This is a genomic window from Pedobacter sp. UYEF25 (genome assembly GCF_054061655.1).
Map to the genome: position 1 here is coordinate 61,238 of NZ_JBSSEL010000001.1, position 15,924 is coordinate 77,161.

General features: G+C 38.2%; 13 protein-coding genes. 1 reads left to right on the top strand and 12 read right to left on the bottom strand.

Features of this window, described 5'->3' with window-relative positions; genetic code table 11:
* Position 1 precedes the first annotated feature (1 nt).
* The 9 genes from ACVWYG_RS00235 to ACVWYG_RS00275 all read right to left on the bottom strand — a co-directional run bounded on the left by ACVWYG_RS00235 (position 2) and on the right by ACVWYG_RS00275 (position 11,876).
* Positions 2–988: a hypothetical protein gene (locus ACVWYG_RS00235; protein ID WP_457268108.1), complete on the bottom strand. Its 987-nt coding sequence runs from the start codon at positions 986–988 to the stop codon at positions 2–4.
* Positions 989–1,105: 117 nt separating this feature from the next.
* A complete protein-coding gene (locus ACVWYG_RS00240) occupies positions 1,106–2,656 on the bottom strand; it encodes a glycoside hydrolase family 28 protein (protein ID WP_457268109.1) in 1,551 nt (516 codons plus the stop codon).
* A gap of 165 nt (positions 2,657–2,821) precedes the next feature.
* Positions 2,822–4,015 carry an AGE family epimerase/isomerase gene (locus ACVWYG_RS00245; protein WP_457268110.1) on the bottom strand — a complete coding sequence of 398 codons (1,194 nt, stop codon included), beginning with the start codon at positions 4,013–4,015 and terminating at the stop codon, positions 2,822–2,824.
* Positions 4,016–4,048: 33 nt separating this feature from the next.
* Positions 4,049–5,221: a glycoside hydrolase family 130 protein gene (locus tag ACVWYG_RS00250; RefSeq protein WP_457268111.1), complete on the bottom strand. Its 1,173-nt coding sequence runs from the start codon at positions 5,219–5,221 to the stop codon at positions 4,049–4,051.
* Positions 5,222–5,240: 19 nt separating this feature from the next.
* Positions 5,241–6,815 (bottom strand): glycoside hydrolase family 28 protein, encoded by a 1,575-nt coding sequence (locus ACVWYG_RS00255; protein ID WP_457268112.1) that lies wholly within the window; start codon positions 6,813–6,815, stop codon positions 5,241–5,243.
* A 49-nt stretch (positions 6,816–6,864) separates the two neighbouring features.
* Complete coding sequence (locus ACVWYG_RS00260; protein WP_457268113.1) at positions 6,865–8,265, bottom strand: MFS transporter; 1,401 nt, start codon at positions 8,263–8,265, stop codon at positions 6,865–6,867.
* A 30-nt stretch (positions 8,266–8,295) separates the two neighbouring features.
* Positions 8,296–9,453 carry a glycoside hydrolase family 26 protein gene (locus ACVWYG_RS00265; protein ID WP_457268114.1) on the bottom strand — a complete coding sequence of 386 codons (1,158 nt, stop codon included), beginning with the start codon at positions 9,451–9,453 and terminating at the stop codon, positions 8,296–8,298.
* Positions 9,443–10,747, bottom strand: a complete 1,305-nt coding sequence (locus tag ACVWYG_RS00270) for a glycoside hydrolase 5 family protein (protein WP_457268115.1) — start codon at positions 10,745–10,747, stop codon at positions 9,443–9,445. The genes ACVWYG_RS00265 and ACVWYG_RS00270 overlap by 11 nt, the downstream gene beginning before the upstream one ends.
* A 19-nt stretch (positions 10,748–10,766) precedes the next feature.
* The gene (locus ACVWYG_RS00275) at positions 10,767–11,876 is read right to left on the bottom strand and encodes a glycoside hydrolase family 26 protein (protein WP_457268116.1); all 1,110 of its coding nucleotides are present in this window, start codon (positions 11,874–11,876) and stop codon (positions 10,767–10,769) included.
* Between ACVWYG_RS00275 and ACVWYG_RS00280 the strand changes: the two genes are divergently transcribed.
* Positions 11,854–12,102 (top strand): hypothetical protein, encoded by a 249-nt coding sequence (locus tag ACVWYG_RS00280; RefSeq protein WP_457268117.1) that lies wholly within the window; start codon positions 11,854–11,856, stop codon positions 12,100–12,102. The two genes, ACVWYG_RS00275 and ACVWYG_RS00280, sit on opposite strands and share 23 nt — an antisense overlap.
* A gap of 13 nt (positions 12,103–12,115) precedes the next feature.
* Here the strand turns inward: ACVWYG_RS00280 and ACVWYG_RS00285 are convergent, their stop codons facing one another.
* From ACVWYG_RS00285 to ACVWYG_RS00295, 3 genes are all read right to left on the bottom strand, one after another.
* Entirely contained in the window at positions 12,116–13,090 is a 975-nt protein-coding gene (locus ACVWYG_RS00285) for a hypothetical protein (RefSeq protein ID WP_457268118.1), read from the bottom strand.
* A gap of 80 nt (positions 13,091–13,170) precedes the next feature.
* Entirely contained in the window at positions 13,171–14,244 is a 1,074-nt protein-coding gene (locus ACVWYG_RS00290) for a hypothetical protein (protein WP_457268119.1), read from the bottom strand.
* Positions 14,245–14,255: 11 nt separating this feature from the next.
* Positions 14,256–15,914: a RagB/SusD family nutrient uptake outer membrane protein gene (locus ACVWYG_RS00295; protein ID WP_457268120.1), complete on the bottom strand. Its 1,659-nt coding sequence runs from the start codon at positions 15,912–15,914 to the stop codon at positions 14,256–14,258.
* Positions 15,915–15,924 lie beyond the last annotated feature (10 nt).

The following is a 15,924-nucleotide window of genomic DNA, read 5'->3' on the forward strand; positions in this document are numbered from 1 at the left end:
TTCAATTTTTATTAGGCCAATCCCAGTTTAACAAATCTTCGCTCCAAGCAATACCGATGGAAGCATTTTTATCGAAGTCTCCTTGTTCTTCTGTTTTCGGGCCAGAGCCGTGAAAAAACATTACATACTTACCAACATTTTTGTTTTTCTTTAGATTAATTACAACGCCACCTGTAATTCGCCCCTTAGCCCAATCCCATTGCTTTTGCCCGAGTGTAATTAAATTCCCCCAATCTTGCCAATGAATTAAATCGCTAGATTTTTTAATGGCGATTCCGTTTTTTGGGGAATGGATTAAGAGGTATTCATTGTTTTCATATAACACGCAAGCATTTTCTCCAGATTCTGTGTGACCAAAAAACTTCCAAGTTGTCAAATCATAACTGTAAGACATGCTCACGCCATTCTGTTTATAAAAGCACCACCACTTTCCGGGCGCTTTTTCATCCGCTAGTAAATATGGATCTATCATTCTGCCCATGTTTTTGAAAGACATTTCTGGACCCCTAACTTTCATAATTTCTGGCGTGCTCCAATGCTCTAAATCCTTGCTACGCATCAAGTATAAACGCGCATCGCTGGTGCCAAATCTCGGCATTTGATCAACCGTGTAATCTGGACGTGGATAAGTTTGCAGACAAAGGATCCATTCGTTGTTATACCTAATTACATTCCCCGGACTACAAAAATCTAAAGACATGTCTCTAGGTGTGATTATTTTTATTGGAGACCAGGTTTTCAAATCTTTTGATTCGCTCATCGCTGTATACGAATAGACCTTTCCTTCTTCGGTTCTTATCAACGTAAAAAATAGATACATCTTTTTGTTGTGAAAAAGGATGGCCGGATCGCGGTAAGCCGTTTTCTCGTCACCTTTAAAAATAATTGGAGATTTCAGTCGCTGTAAAATATTTTGCTGTGCTTCACTTTGTTTCGCAAAGAAAATAAGCAGCGTAAAGATTGAAAAAATAATTTTTTTGAGCATCATGGTAAATCTCTAAAATTAATCAGTTGTGTTCTTTAATTCTTAAAGCAGCCTAAAAAAAGATGTTTTTGTTAAAACCTATGATATTTCAATAAGCTGAAAATAGACGACTTACAGCATTCAACGAATATTTTCCTTATCCAATTCAGATTTACCTACGTCAGTTTTCAATCCCTCCCCATTTATCAGTTTTATTGGCTTCAAAGTTAAATTTGAAGGCGCAGAAGTTCCCTTTATTTGATGTAGACTAAGATTGGTAAAATCTTGAACGGTAATGGCATTGGTAAAAAAAGAAGGTGTTTGAGCAGGCCATTCCAGTTTAAAATCTTCGATCATTAAGCCGTCTATATTTTGAGCATATAAACCAGGGATATCGTGTTTAAAAATCTGATTCTTTTCTCCCAAAACGCCCCTTAAATCTATATTACCTCCGGCAACACCATTTAACTTGCTTTCGACAATTTTTAATGTTATGTCCTTAAAAGACAGATTTTCGATCCTGCTTTCATCAGTTCCATAAACCAATAGGCCGTTTTCGCCTTCGCAGATGACATTACTAAAATTAATGTTTTTTATCTTTCCTAATTTTACTTCCTGTTTCCCCCTAATGGCTGATATATGAATAGGTTCGCCATTTCCCCACCAATCTCCGGTTCTCAACTTTGTTTGGATGTAGACATTTGAAACGTTAATGTTTTCTAAAGAACCTCGATCCCTTAAAAATAAACCTATGCCGCGGGTAGAATTTGTAATGTTTACATTGTTAATTTGAATATTTTTAACATCGTTCTGGTCTAAAAATCCAATCCTAATTCCACTGGAGGCCGATTGCAAATTACAGTTGCTGATGATTATATTTTCACAATCTTTTTTGATTCCTTTAAAACCCGGGATTTCGAAGTGATGATCGTAGCCCACAATGGCAATGGCATCATCCCCGGTGCGGATGTCGGCATTCGTTATGGTTACATTTGAACTACTTGTTACATCTATCCCGTCTGCATTTGGCACCAGCAAATTGCTCCAAAGCCTAATTCCATCTACCAATACGGCATCGCAATCTGCAAAGTGTAGCGTCCAAAAAGTGGCATTTAACAATGAAACGTCCTTTAGCGTAACCTTTTTACACTGTGAAAACAGAACCATTTGTCTTGGCCGAGGTTCGATTGGAACCACCGGACCATCGCCTATTCCTTCATATACTTTTCGATAATTTGATTTTTGCCTTGAATATTTCGTGGTAATTGTATCTATTGTTTTAGCTTTATCCCATTCGAAAAAAGCACTATCGTTTCCATCTATTTTGCCGCCACCGGTTATCGACACATTTTCTATATTTTCTGAAAAAAGGATGCCATAATAGTTGGTTCCGTAAGTTGGCTTTTCGTAACTTTTATAATCTTTAATATTTGAACTTCCTTTAAGAATGGCGCCTATTTCTAAATGAAGATTTACATTACTTTTCAACGAAAATGTTCCCGTAATGAATTTCCCGCCAGGCACATAAACCATTCCGCCGCCTTTGATCGAACATTGATCAATGGCATTTTGTATGGCATTGGTATTTATTGTTTTGCCATCGGCAACTGCGCCAAAGTCTTTAATGTTGTAGATCTGTGCATTCGATGCTAACCCAATAAGAATGGCAGATACGGTTAAGATTATTCTCATTTCAATACGTTTTAGTTATAGTATGGAGGAGCGCGCAAACAAAAAATTGGCAATTTATTCCGACCTTTTTCTATTCACTTGATTTTATCATCGGCACCGAAATACTCCAGGGTATTGTTGCCTGATAAAAATTTGCAACAATTGCAGTTTTTATATTTCCCGAAATTATAATCCTGTTTTTTCTAAACGCCTGATAAGCTCCATACAAGCTCTGCTGTTATGGTATGGGCATTTCCAAAAACCAGCCTTGTCCTCGCCTTCCATCATAGATCCGTCGGCTTTAACGCCCCAAAACCACTCTCCATTTTCTTTGTCGATGACGGATTCTTTAGTGAAATCCCAAACTGTTAAGAAATAATTATAGAATTTTTGCGCTCCAGTAAGTTGAAAGGCATTTAAAAATCCAACCATTGCTTCTGCCTGAACCCACCAGTGTTTCTCCGCGATCTTATGATTTTGATCAACGTCCGTTTCGTAAATCATTCCCCCAGTTTCGTCAATTCCCTCGGCAGAAGCAATTGCAACCTCAACCGCTAATTTCTTGAATTTCGCTATTAATTCCGCTCGATTTAAAACTTCAGCGGCTTCCAACATCAGCCATGAAGCTTCAATATCATGTCCGTAAGAAACAATGTCGTGTTTAGATTTCCAGTTTTCATCAAAAAACAACACCAAATGTTTTGTTTTAGCGTTTAAAATTTTTGTATCAAAAACATACAGAATATTCGCTATTCGCTCTGCCAATTGTTCGTCGGGCCAATACCTATAAAGATTGGTGTATGCTTCTAAAATATGCAAATGCGTATTCATGGTTTTTTTTTCATTCGCATCTTTTTCACTTAAGCGCAAATCATCTACTTCTCGCCAGTCTCTAGAAAGTGCCTCGAGGTAACCATTTTTACCTACATCAAAACTATGTACTTCAATGTCTCTATATAGAGAAATGGCAAAATTTAGGGCTTCCTTACTTTCAGAAGCTTTATAAAATTCGGATAAACCGTAGATGGCAAAGGCAAGGGCATAAATTTGTTTCTTTGTGTCTAGAGGGTTCCCTAGTGCATCCACCGACCAATACACCCCACCAAATTCTTCATCAAAAAAGTACGTTCTAAGATATTCGTAGCTTCTTTTTGCTACCTGCAGATCATTATTATTTCGTTGTAAATTGTAGGCTGCCGAGAACGACCATAAAATCCTTGCATTTAAAACAGCGCCCTTAGGCGCTGTTTTATCTATTTGATTTTGATTGTCGATTTTACCGAAGAAACCACCTTGGTCTGTGTCAATGGCGTGCGTTTTCCAATAGTCTAAAATGGCTCGTAATTCGTATTCAAATTCAATCTTCAAATCTTTAATCATTTTAGCAAATTAAACTGTGCACTTCTATCACTTTTAATTTTTTTTATTTTTATCAATCAAATTATTGATCGCTTCAACAGATGCGGCAGAGTTTAAGCCGTCTTCTGGGGTATTTATCACATAGTCAATTAATTGCTCTAAGCTAGAGGTGGCTACATGCATGCGCGTATCGCTCGAGGCATAATAAATAAAAATAGAACCAGACTCATCTGCAATCCAACCGTTGCTAAAAACTACGTTAGAAACGTCACCGACGCGCTCTATTCCTTCTGGCGCTAAAAAATAACCACCAGGTTTATGGGTAATCTTTGTCAGATCGTTCAAATCTGTCATAAACATGTATAACACGTAGCGCAATCCGGCAGCAGTATTTCTTACGCCGTGGGCAAGATGCAACCAGCCATGTGCAGTTTTTATCGGGGCAGGCCCTTGGCCATTTTTACTCTCGTAAACCGTATGATATTCTTTTTTGTAGAGAATTTTTTCCTCAAATATCTCCGCGTGTGTGATGTCATCTGCGATTCCGAAGCCAATCCCGCCGCCGCTTCCAGCTTCTATGAAACTATCCTGAGGCCTTGTATAGAAAGCATACTTTCCATCTACAAATTCTGGATGAACAACAACGTTTCTCTGTTGAGGAGACGGCGTTTTTAAATCTGGTAATCGATCCCAAGTTTTTAAGTCTTTGGTTCTTACAATACCACATTGCGCTAAGGCAGAAGTCTGATCGCCAACATGCGCTTCAGGATCTCTTTTCTCAGTACAAAATATTCCATATATCCATCCGTCTTCATGCTGTACCAAACGCATATCATACATGTTGACATCTGCATCTTCAAAAGTTTCAAAAGAAATTGGACGTTCCCAAAACTTAAACCCGTTTAACCCATTGCTACTTTCTGCAATGGCAAAGAATGATTTACGATCTGAACCTTCCACCCGTGCCGCCAGATAATATTTTCCATTAAACTGTATGGCTCCAGCATTAAAAACTGCGTTAATGCCAATCCGTTCCATCAAAAATGGATTAGTCTTTTCGTTTAAGTCATATTTCCAATTCAATGGGACATGCGAAGCTGTTAAAACAGGATTAAAATAACGATCGAATATGCCGTTACCCGGTAACTCTTTTTCATTCGGTCTATTAACCACCGCATTGTAGCTATCTTCGAGTAACTTGAGTCTTTTACTAAATATGCTGTTCATTTTAAGGGAGTTTTTTTATTTATTTCAGTTTAATGTTAACTTTTTTTGATACGCTATCGTCTACCGAAACAGCGTTCAGGGCATTGGTCTCTATGTTTATATTATTCGTTTCTACTCCACTTACCGAGATGGTATTTTGGTTGTTTAATGAGCGAATGGCTAAGAAACCGTCTTTGGTATCCTGTAAAAAAATAGATCGGTTGTTCCGACCTTCAGTAACAGCAGCTATACTGCTATTTGATAGGGTGTAACCCACTACACTTTTTAGAAAAAGTGCGCGTTCCCACAACGGCTCTACTCTAGTTTTGTTCCAGCTTATTGCCACCTTTTCCATCGAGATGTTTTTGGCATCTACAATATTTATGGCATTTCTTGTTCTTTTATCTTTTTCTCGCTCGGCATTTATTTGAAGGGATATGGCCGATAAAGTAACGTTCTGAATGGAAGATTCATCACCTTGCGGATAACCAAGAATACTCGAGCTTCCTTCCACTGTGCCTCTTATGTTGTCTAAGACAACATTTTTAATCAGTCCTAACTTAGAATCCTTATTTCTTTTTAAAACACTAAAATGAAATGCTTCTCCATTTCCCCACCAATAAAACGGCTTTCTATAACAGTCTAACAGAATGTTAGAAAACGTTACGTTATCTACAATTGCACCATCCCTAACAATAATGCCTATGGCTCTATTTGAATTACTTATGGTACAATTTGAAAAGATAATCCGACTGATGTTGGCATTGGTTTCAGTACCAATTTTTAAGGCACAAGACGAAGAAGAAAGTACACAATTGTTGACCAGGATATCTTCAGCAGTTTCACTTCTACTTCCCTGAACAGTAGTTTTGATACAGATGGCATCGTCGCCTGTTTCTATGATACAATCAGAAATAACTACTTTTTTACATCCGTCAATGTCTAATCCATCAGAATTTACCCCGTTGTTTAGGCTCGACTTTATCTTAATTCTTGCAATACTAACATGGTTACTCCATTGGATGTGGCAACTCCAGTTTGGAGAATCAATAATGCTTATGTCATTTAAGGTAATGTTTTCACTATCTGAAATGTACACTAATGAAACTTTTGGGTTTTTCACCCAAGGCCTATTCATGTCTGCACCAGACTTTCTCGCATTTTCATTAAATCCGGGATAAACATCGTTACCCGATACCAAGGTATAATAAAACTCGGGCGGACCAATGATGGAACCGTTCCCTGTAATGCTTACATTCTTCTGCTTTTTAACTACAATGAGTGCAGGAATAAAAGAATCGCCTGCATCTTCTAAACCTTCTTTATCGTTTTTGTATAAGGAACTATCTGCTATCGCAAAGAGGTTTGCACCATTAGAAAAATGTAAATCGATGTTGCTTCTCAGATAAACAGTTGAGCTATAGAAGTTACCATCGGGAATAAAAACAGTTCCGCCGCCTGCGTTGCTACAAGCATCTATGGCTTTTTGGATGGCAAATTTTGCATTCGACTTTTTATTTGTCGTCGCACCAAAATTTACTATGTTAAAAATGCCATTAACCTGGCTATATGCGCTATTCGCGCATATAACCGAGGTTAGTGAACAAATCAACATCAACCAAAATAACTTAACACAAACCCTAAACATTCGAAGTCATATATTTTTAAAGTTCACCTTCTTTCACGCGTCTGGCAGAAAGTTCGTCGGTAACGGTAAGCATGAAGGGGTCACTTAGTTTATAGAAGAAAATAAAAATTGCCGAGAGCAATGCTCCTACAGCAGGTATAAAACTCAACATTAACCTAATTCCTAATTGAGCCTCTGCGGTTTGCGCCACATTGGCCTCGAAGCCGTAAATGGCCAACATCCATCCTGTTAATGCCCCGCCTAAAGTCCAACCTAGCTTTTGAGACATAGACGAAGAGGAAAAGATAAGTCCCGTCGAACGTCTACCGGTTTTCCACTCAGAATAATCAGCAATGTCTGCATACATAGACCACAATAACGGAAAAATACTTCCTGCGCAAATGCTTATTAAAAATTGGAATACAAATATTAAAGTAACATCATTTTCCCCAAAAACATAGAAAACGCAACTCAATAAAGATGCGATAAGCATCATATAAAAAAATGTGTTCTTTTTACCAATTCTGTCTGATATCGGCTTGGCCAAAACAACGCCTACGATATTTGCTGCTTGACCTAAAACCAGATAAAGCGTGCTGTAATTGATCGCTATTTTGAATAAGGGAATTTCAAAAGCCTCTTGACTTTGAAAATAATATTTAAAATAATAAATAGCAGAACCGTCTCTTAGGGAATTAAAAATTAACGTAGATATGCCCGCCCCTAAAAGGATAAACCAGGGCTTATTCGAAAGCAGGTTTTTTAAATCTTCTTTTAACGAATTTTTTTGGGATTTAGGTGGTCGTACACGCTCTTTTGTCCATTTAAAAGTGAAGTAAAAGAATATCACAGCAATTACTGCATAAATAATCATGGTATGTTGCCATCCTTTTTGAAGATCTACACCATTTGCGGTTTTGCTTAAAGCCGCTACAAGTGGCTCTGCCGTTGCCAAAACCAAAATACTACCTGCAAATGCAAAAATGAATCTAAAAGTAGAGAGCGTTGTTCTATCTTTTATGTTTAAGGTCATTACGCCCATCAACGACGCATAAGGCACATTTATAAGCGAATAAATCATCATCATAAGTGTGTAGGTAACATAGGCATAAATTAATTTACCACTCAAACTTAAATCTGGCGCGGTAAATGTCAACACGCCGATAATTCCAAATGGTATCGCAACCCATAAGAGATAAGGCCTGAATTTTCCCCATCTTGTCTCCGTCCTGTCGGCAAGAATGCCAATAATGGGATCGAGCGCAGTGTCCCAAATCCGGGTTACCAAAAACATAGTACCCACTACGGCAGCAGAAATTCCGAAAATGTCTGTGTAGTAATAGAGCAGATAAACAGAGAACAGTTTCCAAAACATGGAAGAAGCGAAATCGCCGAAACCATAGGCAACTTTCTCTCTGAGTTTTAAATTTTGATCCATTTCTAAGGATTTTGCGTTTAAGTGTTTGTATTATTTATATAAATGCTGCTTTGCTACATCCTTCTCAAACAAGGTCCTGTCTAATTTGTAGAAATCCTTAAAATTATCTTCAGAAACCTGCCCTTTAAACGGAGCGTAGAAATGTTCTTTTTTCTCCTTTTCCAACCAACCTTGATTTCTCCAAACCATTACATAAGAAATTTTATAATCCTTTAAAGCGTCCCAAAGGGTTGTTGTCCACCAATTTTTTGCAGGAATGGTCTCGAAGCCGGTTTCTGCGAATGTAGGTAACTTATGGTGTTTTTTTGCAACAGCGTCTAAGACGCTTAAGCTATTTCTAATCTGATCCTTAAATTTTGTGGAAGACTCCTGAAGTTCATTTTCGTTAGCCCCAAGTTTTGCAAATTGATAATTATCAAAACTTACTACATCAACATAATCGTCGCCCGGATAGCGTTCCATGTATTCTGCGATATCCTTAAAACTGTTGGTATTGTAAATGTAAATTAAATTATGAACTTGCTTTTTATCCCTTAAATAGTCTATAGTAAATTTCCAGAGTGCTACATAATCTTTAACTGCTGTAGATTTCTTTCCCCACCAAAACCAATCTCCATTCAACTCATGGTAAGGTCTAAACAAAATCGGTACAACCTTGCCATCACTGCCCTTCAAACTGTTTAAGAATGCTGCAACATTATCTAACCATTCTTCGTATCTGACATTGTTTTTTCCGCCAGGCAAAATGGAACTAGTGGCTTCTGTATTGTCCCAAGCTTGTTTTAAAGTGGCAGGATTGTCTACATGCCAACTTATGGTATTTACGCCTCCATTGTCATAAACTTTTTTAACATACGCCCTAATTTTTTCAAAAGGAACGCCATCTAAGTTTTCATCTTTCTTGTGTTCTATCTGGCCAATATCCCATCCAAATACCGCCGGATAATCACCAACTACCTCTTTAACATCACTTCTTCCGTCTTCAAATCTCCACTTGGTGCCATATGCCAAATCGTCCTGATGACCAAACATAATTCCTTTGTCCATCAATTTGAACAAATTTTTATACAAGTTTTTGGTTTCTGTTGTTGCTTTCTTATCCATTAACTCGTGCTGTTGTGCACAAGCGGTTGTGAGCGTCAAATACAGAACAGCCGTAGCTAAAAATCCAATTTTTCTAGTGTTCATTTTTATCGATCTTCTTTGCGTGTAATTTAATTATTTTCCATGTCGAGCTGTCTGAGGTAAAAACGGAATTTAATCCTTGTTCCTCACCGCCCGGATCGCCCATATAGTCATCTCCGTGCTTCCAAAATATTTGTCCAGAAATCGGTCTTGCTAAACCACCAAATGCCCAAAGATTCGTACCGGCGATAATCTTATTTTGGCCGACAATCTCGAATACTTTTTCATAAAATTTGTCCCGATAGGAAGTTGAGGATTTTGGATCGAAAGATCCCTTGTTTCTTGGCAACCCAAATTCTTCTAGAACCAGTGGTTTATTCAATTTTTCCGCAATTAATACATGCTTTTTAACGTAATTATCTGCTTTGCTGATGATGTTGTCAAAATTTTCCGCTATGCTATCCCCTTTAAACCAGCCCCAATTTTTTGGCCACATGTGTATGGTGATGTAGTCTATGTTCTTATCCGCATGGAGTTTCTCGAATTCCTCGGTATTGTTATCCATCGCAATTTCACCCTCGCTTCCCGTCGTAAGTAAGTGGTTGCTATCGATCGATTTAATTAGGGCAGCCGTCTCGCTCATCCATTGCTGAAAAGCCTCCGTAACTTTAGCACGCATAGGTCGCGGTTCATTTATTATTTCCCAAGCCATGATGCTTGGATCATCTATATATTTAACATTGTTAACGGTATTGGTGTGTGCGAGAATGTATTTTATATACTTTTGAAGATCTTCTTTACACGACTCGCAGGTGTAAAATTGGCTGATGTAATCTCTATAAACATCCCAAGAATAACCTTCAGTTTTAGGCAAAGGTTGCTTTCCATGCCCGTTCCATTCTAGATATTCTCCCAACCCACCGCTCCACTCCCATGTATTGGTAAAATGTAGGACAGTTTTCATATCACGTTTAGCGACCTCATTCTGTAAATAATCTAAACCATACAAAACAGAATCTCTAAAAATTCCCTTCTTAGGTTGAAGCGCATCCTCATTTGCTACGCGATATTTGTAATCGCTCACCCCTTCCGCTCCTATCATTACCCTTAGGTTAATTACCCCATTCCTCTTCAAAAAATCAAGCTCTTTCTTAAGTCTAATTTTGCCTTGCTCACCTTTTAGTGCCAATAAAGACCCATACCAGTAATTAGTGCCAACGAAATTGTACGGTTTATCGCCAATATGAAATTGCCCATTTTTAGCAGAGACAAATTTTTCTTGTGCGCTAACGTTTGAATTGAAAAATATTGCAGAGATTAAACCAACAGCAGCTATTTTTAATTTATAGTTTAACATATTTTTTCTATAGTCTTTTTTATTTTATCTTATACATGTCTGGAGCCGTATCTCCAAAGACCATGTTTGGGTTATTTTTAAACTTTACAAAATCTGATTCCGCAGCCTGTCCCTTATATGGTGTGTAAAAATCACCCCCGTTATACCAAACCATTGCAAAAGACAATTCAATCTTCTGCTGAGTCATCGCTTTTAAAAGAACCTCTGTATACCAATCTGTTTTAGTAATGTTGGCTAAACCCGTCTCTGTCATCGCAGCAATTTTGTTGTTCTGCATTGCATAGTCTGACACTATCTTAAGTTTATTTGCTGCAGCTGTTATCCCCGAGGGTTGTTTTAGATCTTCATATTCATCTATGCCCAGCACATCTACATAATCATTTCCGGGATACCTTGCAAGGTATTGCTCTTTGGTAAGAGCGCCCCTATCCGGCGACCAGCAAAACAAAATATTACGAACATTTTTCTCATCTCTTAAATACTTAACGGTGTACTGATAAAGCTGCTTATATTCTTCAGCCGTACAGTGCGATGCGCCCCACCAAAACCAACTGCCGTCCATCTCATGAAATGGTCTAAAGATTATTGGAACAAGTTTTCCGTCTGCGGCTTTTACAGAGTTGAAATAATTTGCTACCCTGTCTAAAGACATTTTAAATACGTCATTATAATTACCACCGGGCAAAATTTGGGAAACCGCTGTCGCCGGTGCGTCTTGATAATAGAAAGCCGCGTTAGAACCCTCCTTAATACCATCTTGTCCAGGGCTTTTACTCAAAACAGGATTCCAATAATGCCAGCTGTATGTGTTTATACCACCTCTTTTATAAGCCTCTACCGAAAGTTGTCTGAGCAGATCTGCCTGCTCATCGAACCAAGGGTTGCGCTGAAATGATGCAATGTCTATTAAGTCTGAGCCGTAAATAGCGGGGAATGCACCTGTAACTTCTTTAATATCAGACATACCAGTAACATATCCTGGACTTTTTCCAGTTTTCGTTGCATCTTGCTGACCGAATAAAATTTTAGTTCTTGCCAAAACTTTCAAATTGTAAAATAAGGCAGCTGTTTCATCTGTAACATTTTTGTCGACTAAAATGGCTTTAATGCCACTTAATGTCGTTGGCAATACTGGAATTGATGATGTTGGAGGAGGAGATGTAGGCGGTGTTACAACTGGCGGTGTTGATGTAGGGTTCTCAGGAGATTTACTACAAGAAAACATAGCTATAGAGGCTATCATACAAATTGAAAAAATCTTATTAAAATTTAACATCGAAACTAGTTTAATCAATTTAATTTATTGGTTGCTGTTCAGTTATCGTTTGGAGAAAATAACTACAAAGATTAATTGAAATTTATTAGCGGTTACAGTGAATCGTAAATGGTATTGAAATAAGGTGTGGAAATACTGAATGATGGTGGATTTGCATTGGTAGACCAAGCCGGAGAAACCATATTCATAGTTCCGCCGTCGCCATTCCAGCACCATCCCAATACTTTAAACCCTTTCGATTTAGCATAAGTTACGATTCCCGACCAGTCTACGCTTCCGTCTGCAGGTTGATCTCCAAACTCACCAATAATGCATGCTCTGCTGGTTGCTAATAAATCATCTACATCCGATTGGTTGACACTACGGCCTTTAACCTGATTGTATCCGTTTTTATAAATATGTGCAGATAAGATGATATTGGTATCGGTAATTTTTACCCCACCCACTCCTGTACCCATAACAGCTTGAGACACTGTTGTCGTTTCTTGCCCATATCCGGGGCAATCGATAATAATATTACCGGAATAAACTGTTCTTACAACAGCAATAGCACTATTATATGCATCGGCATATGCTTTTGGAGTAATTTTGTGGCTTCCCCATTCATTAATTAAATTTATGGTAAAAGCACCGGATGCGGATAGATTTAAGTAATTGGCTTTCCACCAATTTGCTGCAAGCATGACCTCGGTTGCATCATCTGATCCGAGCACTTTATATTTGTGGTAGGTGGCGATAACGCTATATCCATTAGTGATTGCTTCTTGAATCCAATGCTTACCCTGATTAATTTTATCTGGCTCAATTTCTATTCGAACGGTTTTAATTTTGGTGTATTTTTTCATCAAATCCCACCCAAAATTTACAGTTCCGTCATTATAATATGATGGCTGAACGTTTACACCATTGCCAAAATTAAGTTCAACTGGTTTTATTACCGGTGGCACCACAACAGGTTGAATGACAATAGGTGGCATTGTTGTCGGGTTTTCTGAAGTTTTACTACACGAAAAAATACCGATTGAAACTATCGCACAAATTGGAAAGATTCTACTAATATTTAACATAATTATCTTTTATTTCGACTGATTTTTGGTGAAAAAAATCTGAGCCTGATTATCAGGTCCAGATTTTTATCCTGTTTTATTTAAATGAAGCCAATGTCATCGATGTATATAGTGCTTGGCGCAAAGCCGCTAAACTCTTGCAAAATAATTTCTGTTAAGGTTGTTGGACTGCCTAAAGAACTGAGCGGAACAATGTAATCTGTGTATTTTCCCTCTGTTAAAATTAATGTAACACGCTTACCATCCGTATAAGTATCATTCAATGAAATGTTTACCTTCTTTCCATCTGAACCGGGCCCACCAAAAATAGAGAGCTTAATTGCAGTGATACCGGCCGCTGCCACATTGATATCAGGTCCGCTATAACCCGCTCTATACGCGCCGTATCCACCCAAGAAGTCACATTTCAGGGCCAGCGTACCTCGTTTTACATTTACGCCAACTTCAGAAGTGGTAGAGTTATACCCGGTACTAGCCCACGAAGTTGTATAACCATCGCCATACACCAAAGCCTTAAAACCAAATGGAGAAACAGATTTTGCAATTCCACCTGCGGTTTGCACATATATAAAAGCTTGCACAACCCCAGCAGGTACCTTAACTTGAATCTCAGTTGGTGTTGGTGTTCCAATAATTTCAGCTGGAATATCATCAAATCTTACCGCAATTAAGTTATCGAAGAGTGTACCAGTGATGGTAACAATCCCACCGGTTCCCGTTACTACAGGACTGAAACTAGTGATTGAGGCAGCAGGTTGCAGAATTGAAAACGGGGTAGTGGCTTGCCCTTGTGGGGAAATAATTGTCAGCGTATTTACTGTGCCACCAAAGCCAAACTTAACCGGAACTGAAAATTGTAATGTTGTGTTGGAAACAAGCGCTTTATTAAAATAAATAGAAACGCCATTTATTAGTACGGCAGTTACCGAATTTAAGTTGTTGCCTATTATTGCGTATCTATTGCCTATTTTACCGGAAGTAGTTGTCGAATCAAAAGCCACAATGGCTTGAGAATTTTGGCTACCTTGAAAAACTGTGCGTACCCGGGAGATAGTGGGTGCACCATTTTCTTGCTCCTTTTTACAGGAACTTAAGCCGAATACGATCAATGATGAAAGGATACAGCAAAAAAATATTGATTTTAAATTTTTCATGTATTTATAAATTAAAATTTGTACGGTACAGGAGGTTGTAATAGCTTAGGATTAGCTGCCGACTCAGTAATTGGAATTGGAAGTAAAAAATCTGATGCCTTTGGCGTTACTGCCGAGTGATAAATCGTTTTGCGGTCATCGGCGTATGTACCCCTTTCCTGTTGGCTTATAATTTGAGTGGCCAATGGGTGGGAATTGGTCAGTATTCCATTCCATCCGTCTAATCGACAAAGGTCAAACCAGTAATCGTTTTCAATACCAAACTCATGTCTTCTTTCATTCAAAATATCATCTTGTATGATATTCGTAGGCGCAGTTGGATTATAAGTAGCATCAAAGTTAGGATTAGCGACTAAGTGATTGCGATTTATAACTGTTAGATTTTTCAATTTTGCACGTGTTCTGATGGTATTTATGTATGCTAAAGCTTGTGGATCAGAAGAGATTTTATTGTTACCAACAATTGCTTCTGCTGCTATTAGATAAATCTCAGCATAACGCATTAAATAAGTATTATTGGCTGAGTTCTGTGCGCTACCGAGACCCCCGTTATCAGCAGGTGTTCCTACTATATATTTTTTGATAGCTGCATCACCACCCTGCGCATTAACTGTAGCCGGTACTGTGTAACCGCCATTTGCAGCCTGAATTTCAGGATAAAAATCTCCAGCTGTCATTATGGTAGCATGAAATCGAGCATCTCCAGCTTCATATGACTTTGTCAAATCAATTGTTGGGCCCATTACACTGTAGCCATCACCTGTTCCGGTTATTCCATTTATTGCGTTGTTGCCTTGAAAAGGATTTCCATGCCCATACGGACCGCCAGCCCATTGAAGTTGGCAAATGCTCTCTTCGTTATTATTATTTGCAGTTTTAAATAGATCATTATAGCCCTTGCTTGGAATGTCTATGCCATACAATTTAAACTCACCACTACTTATTACTTTTTGTGCGTACTTAAGTGCATTTGGGTAATCTTGCATATACAAATACAACTTCGCTAACATGGCAGAAGCTGATCCACTGGATACGTGACCTTGTGAAATAGCACCTGTTCTAATGGTAGGAGTACAATTTGCTTCTGCAAATTTCATATCATTAATCATGAATGTGTACACGTCTTCGATACGATTACTGTTAATCTGGAAATTTGTTAAAAAATCGCTGCCATTTTCTATAATCGGCACAGCTCCCCAAATCCTAACGATGTGAAAATAAGCGATTGCCCGCATAAAATGAGCTTCTCCCAACGCATTGTTCAATACCGCCGGACTCACTTCTGGGCCTACTCTTGATGGTATTAAATTAATAATGGCATTCGCTTGTTCTACAACTGTCCACAATGATCCCCAACCTGAATTGTTTACCGAATTAATATTGGTAACAGCTCCGTTCAGGTTTCCAAAATCAGTTACATCTGACGAATAACTTCTTCCATTACCAGCGGTCATATCGCAAAGCGCCCAACTTGCTTTACCTATATAGGGGTACCAAACCGAGTTGTATAAATTGAGCGTACTCGCTGCTACCTGGTTATTGGTTTTATAGTAGTTATCAATTGTAATGGCATTTTCAGGAGGTTTAATAAAAACTTCTTTCTTGCAACCTGCTATGGAAAAGAGACCTACAACAGCTACATAAATTATATGTTTTATATTTGCTTTCATTTTTAATTTC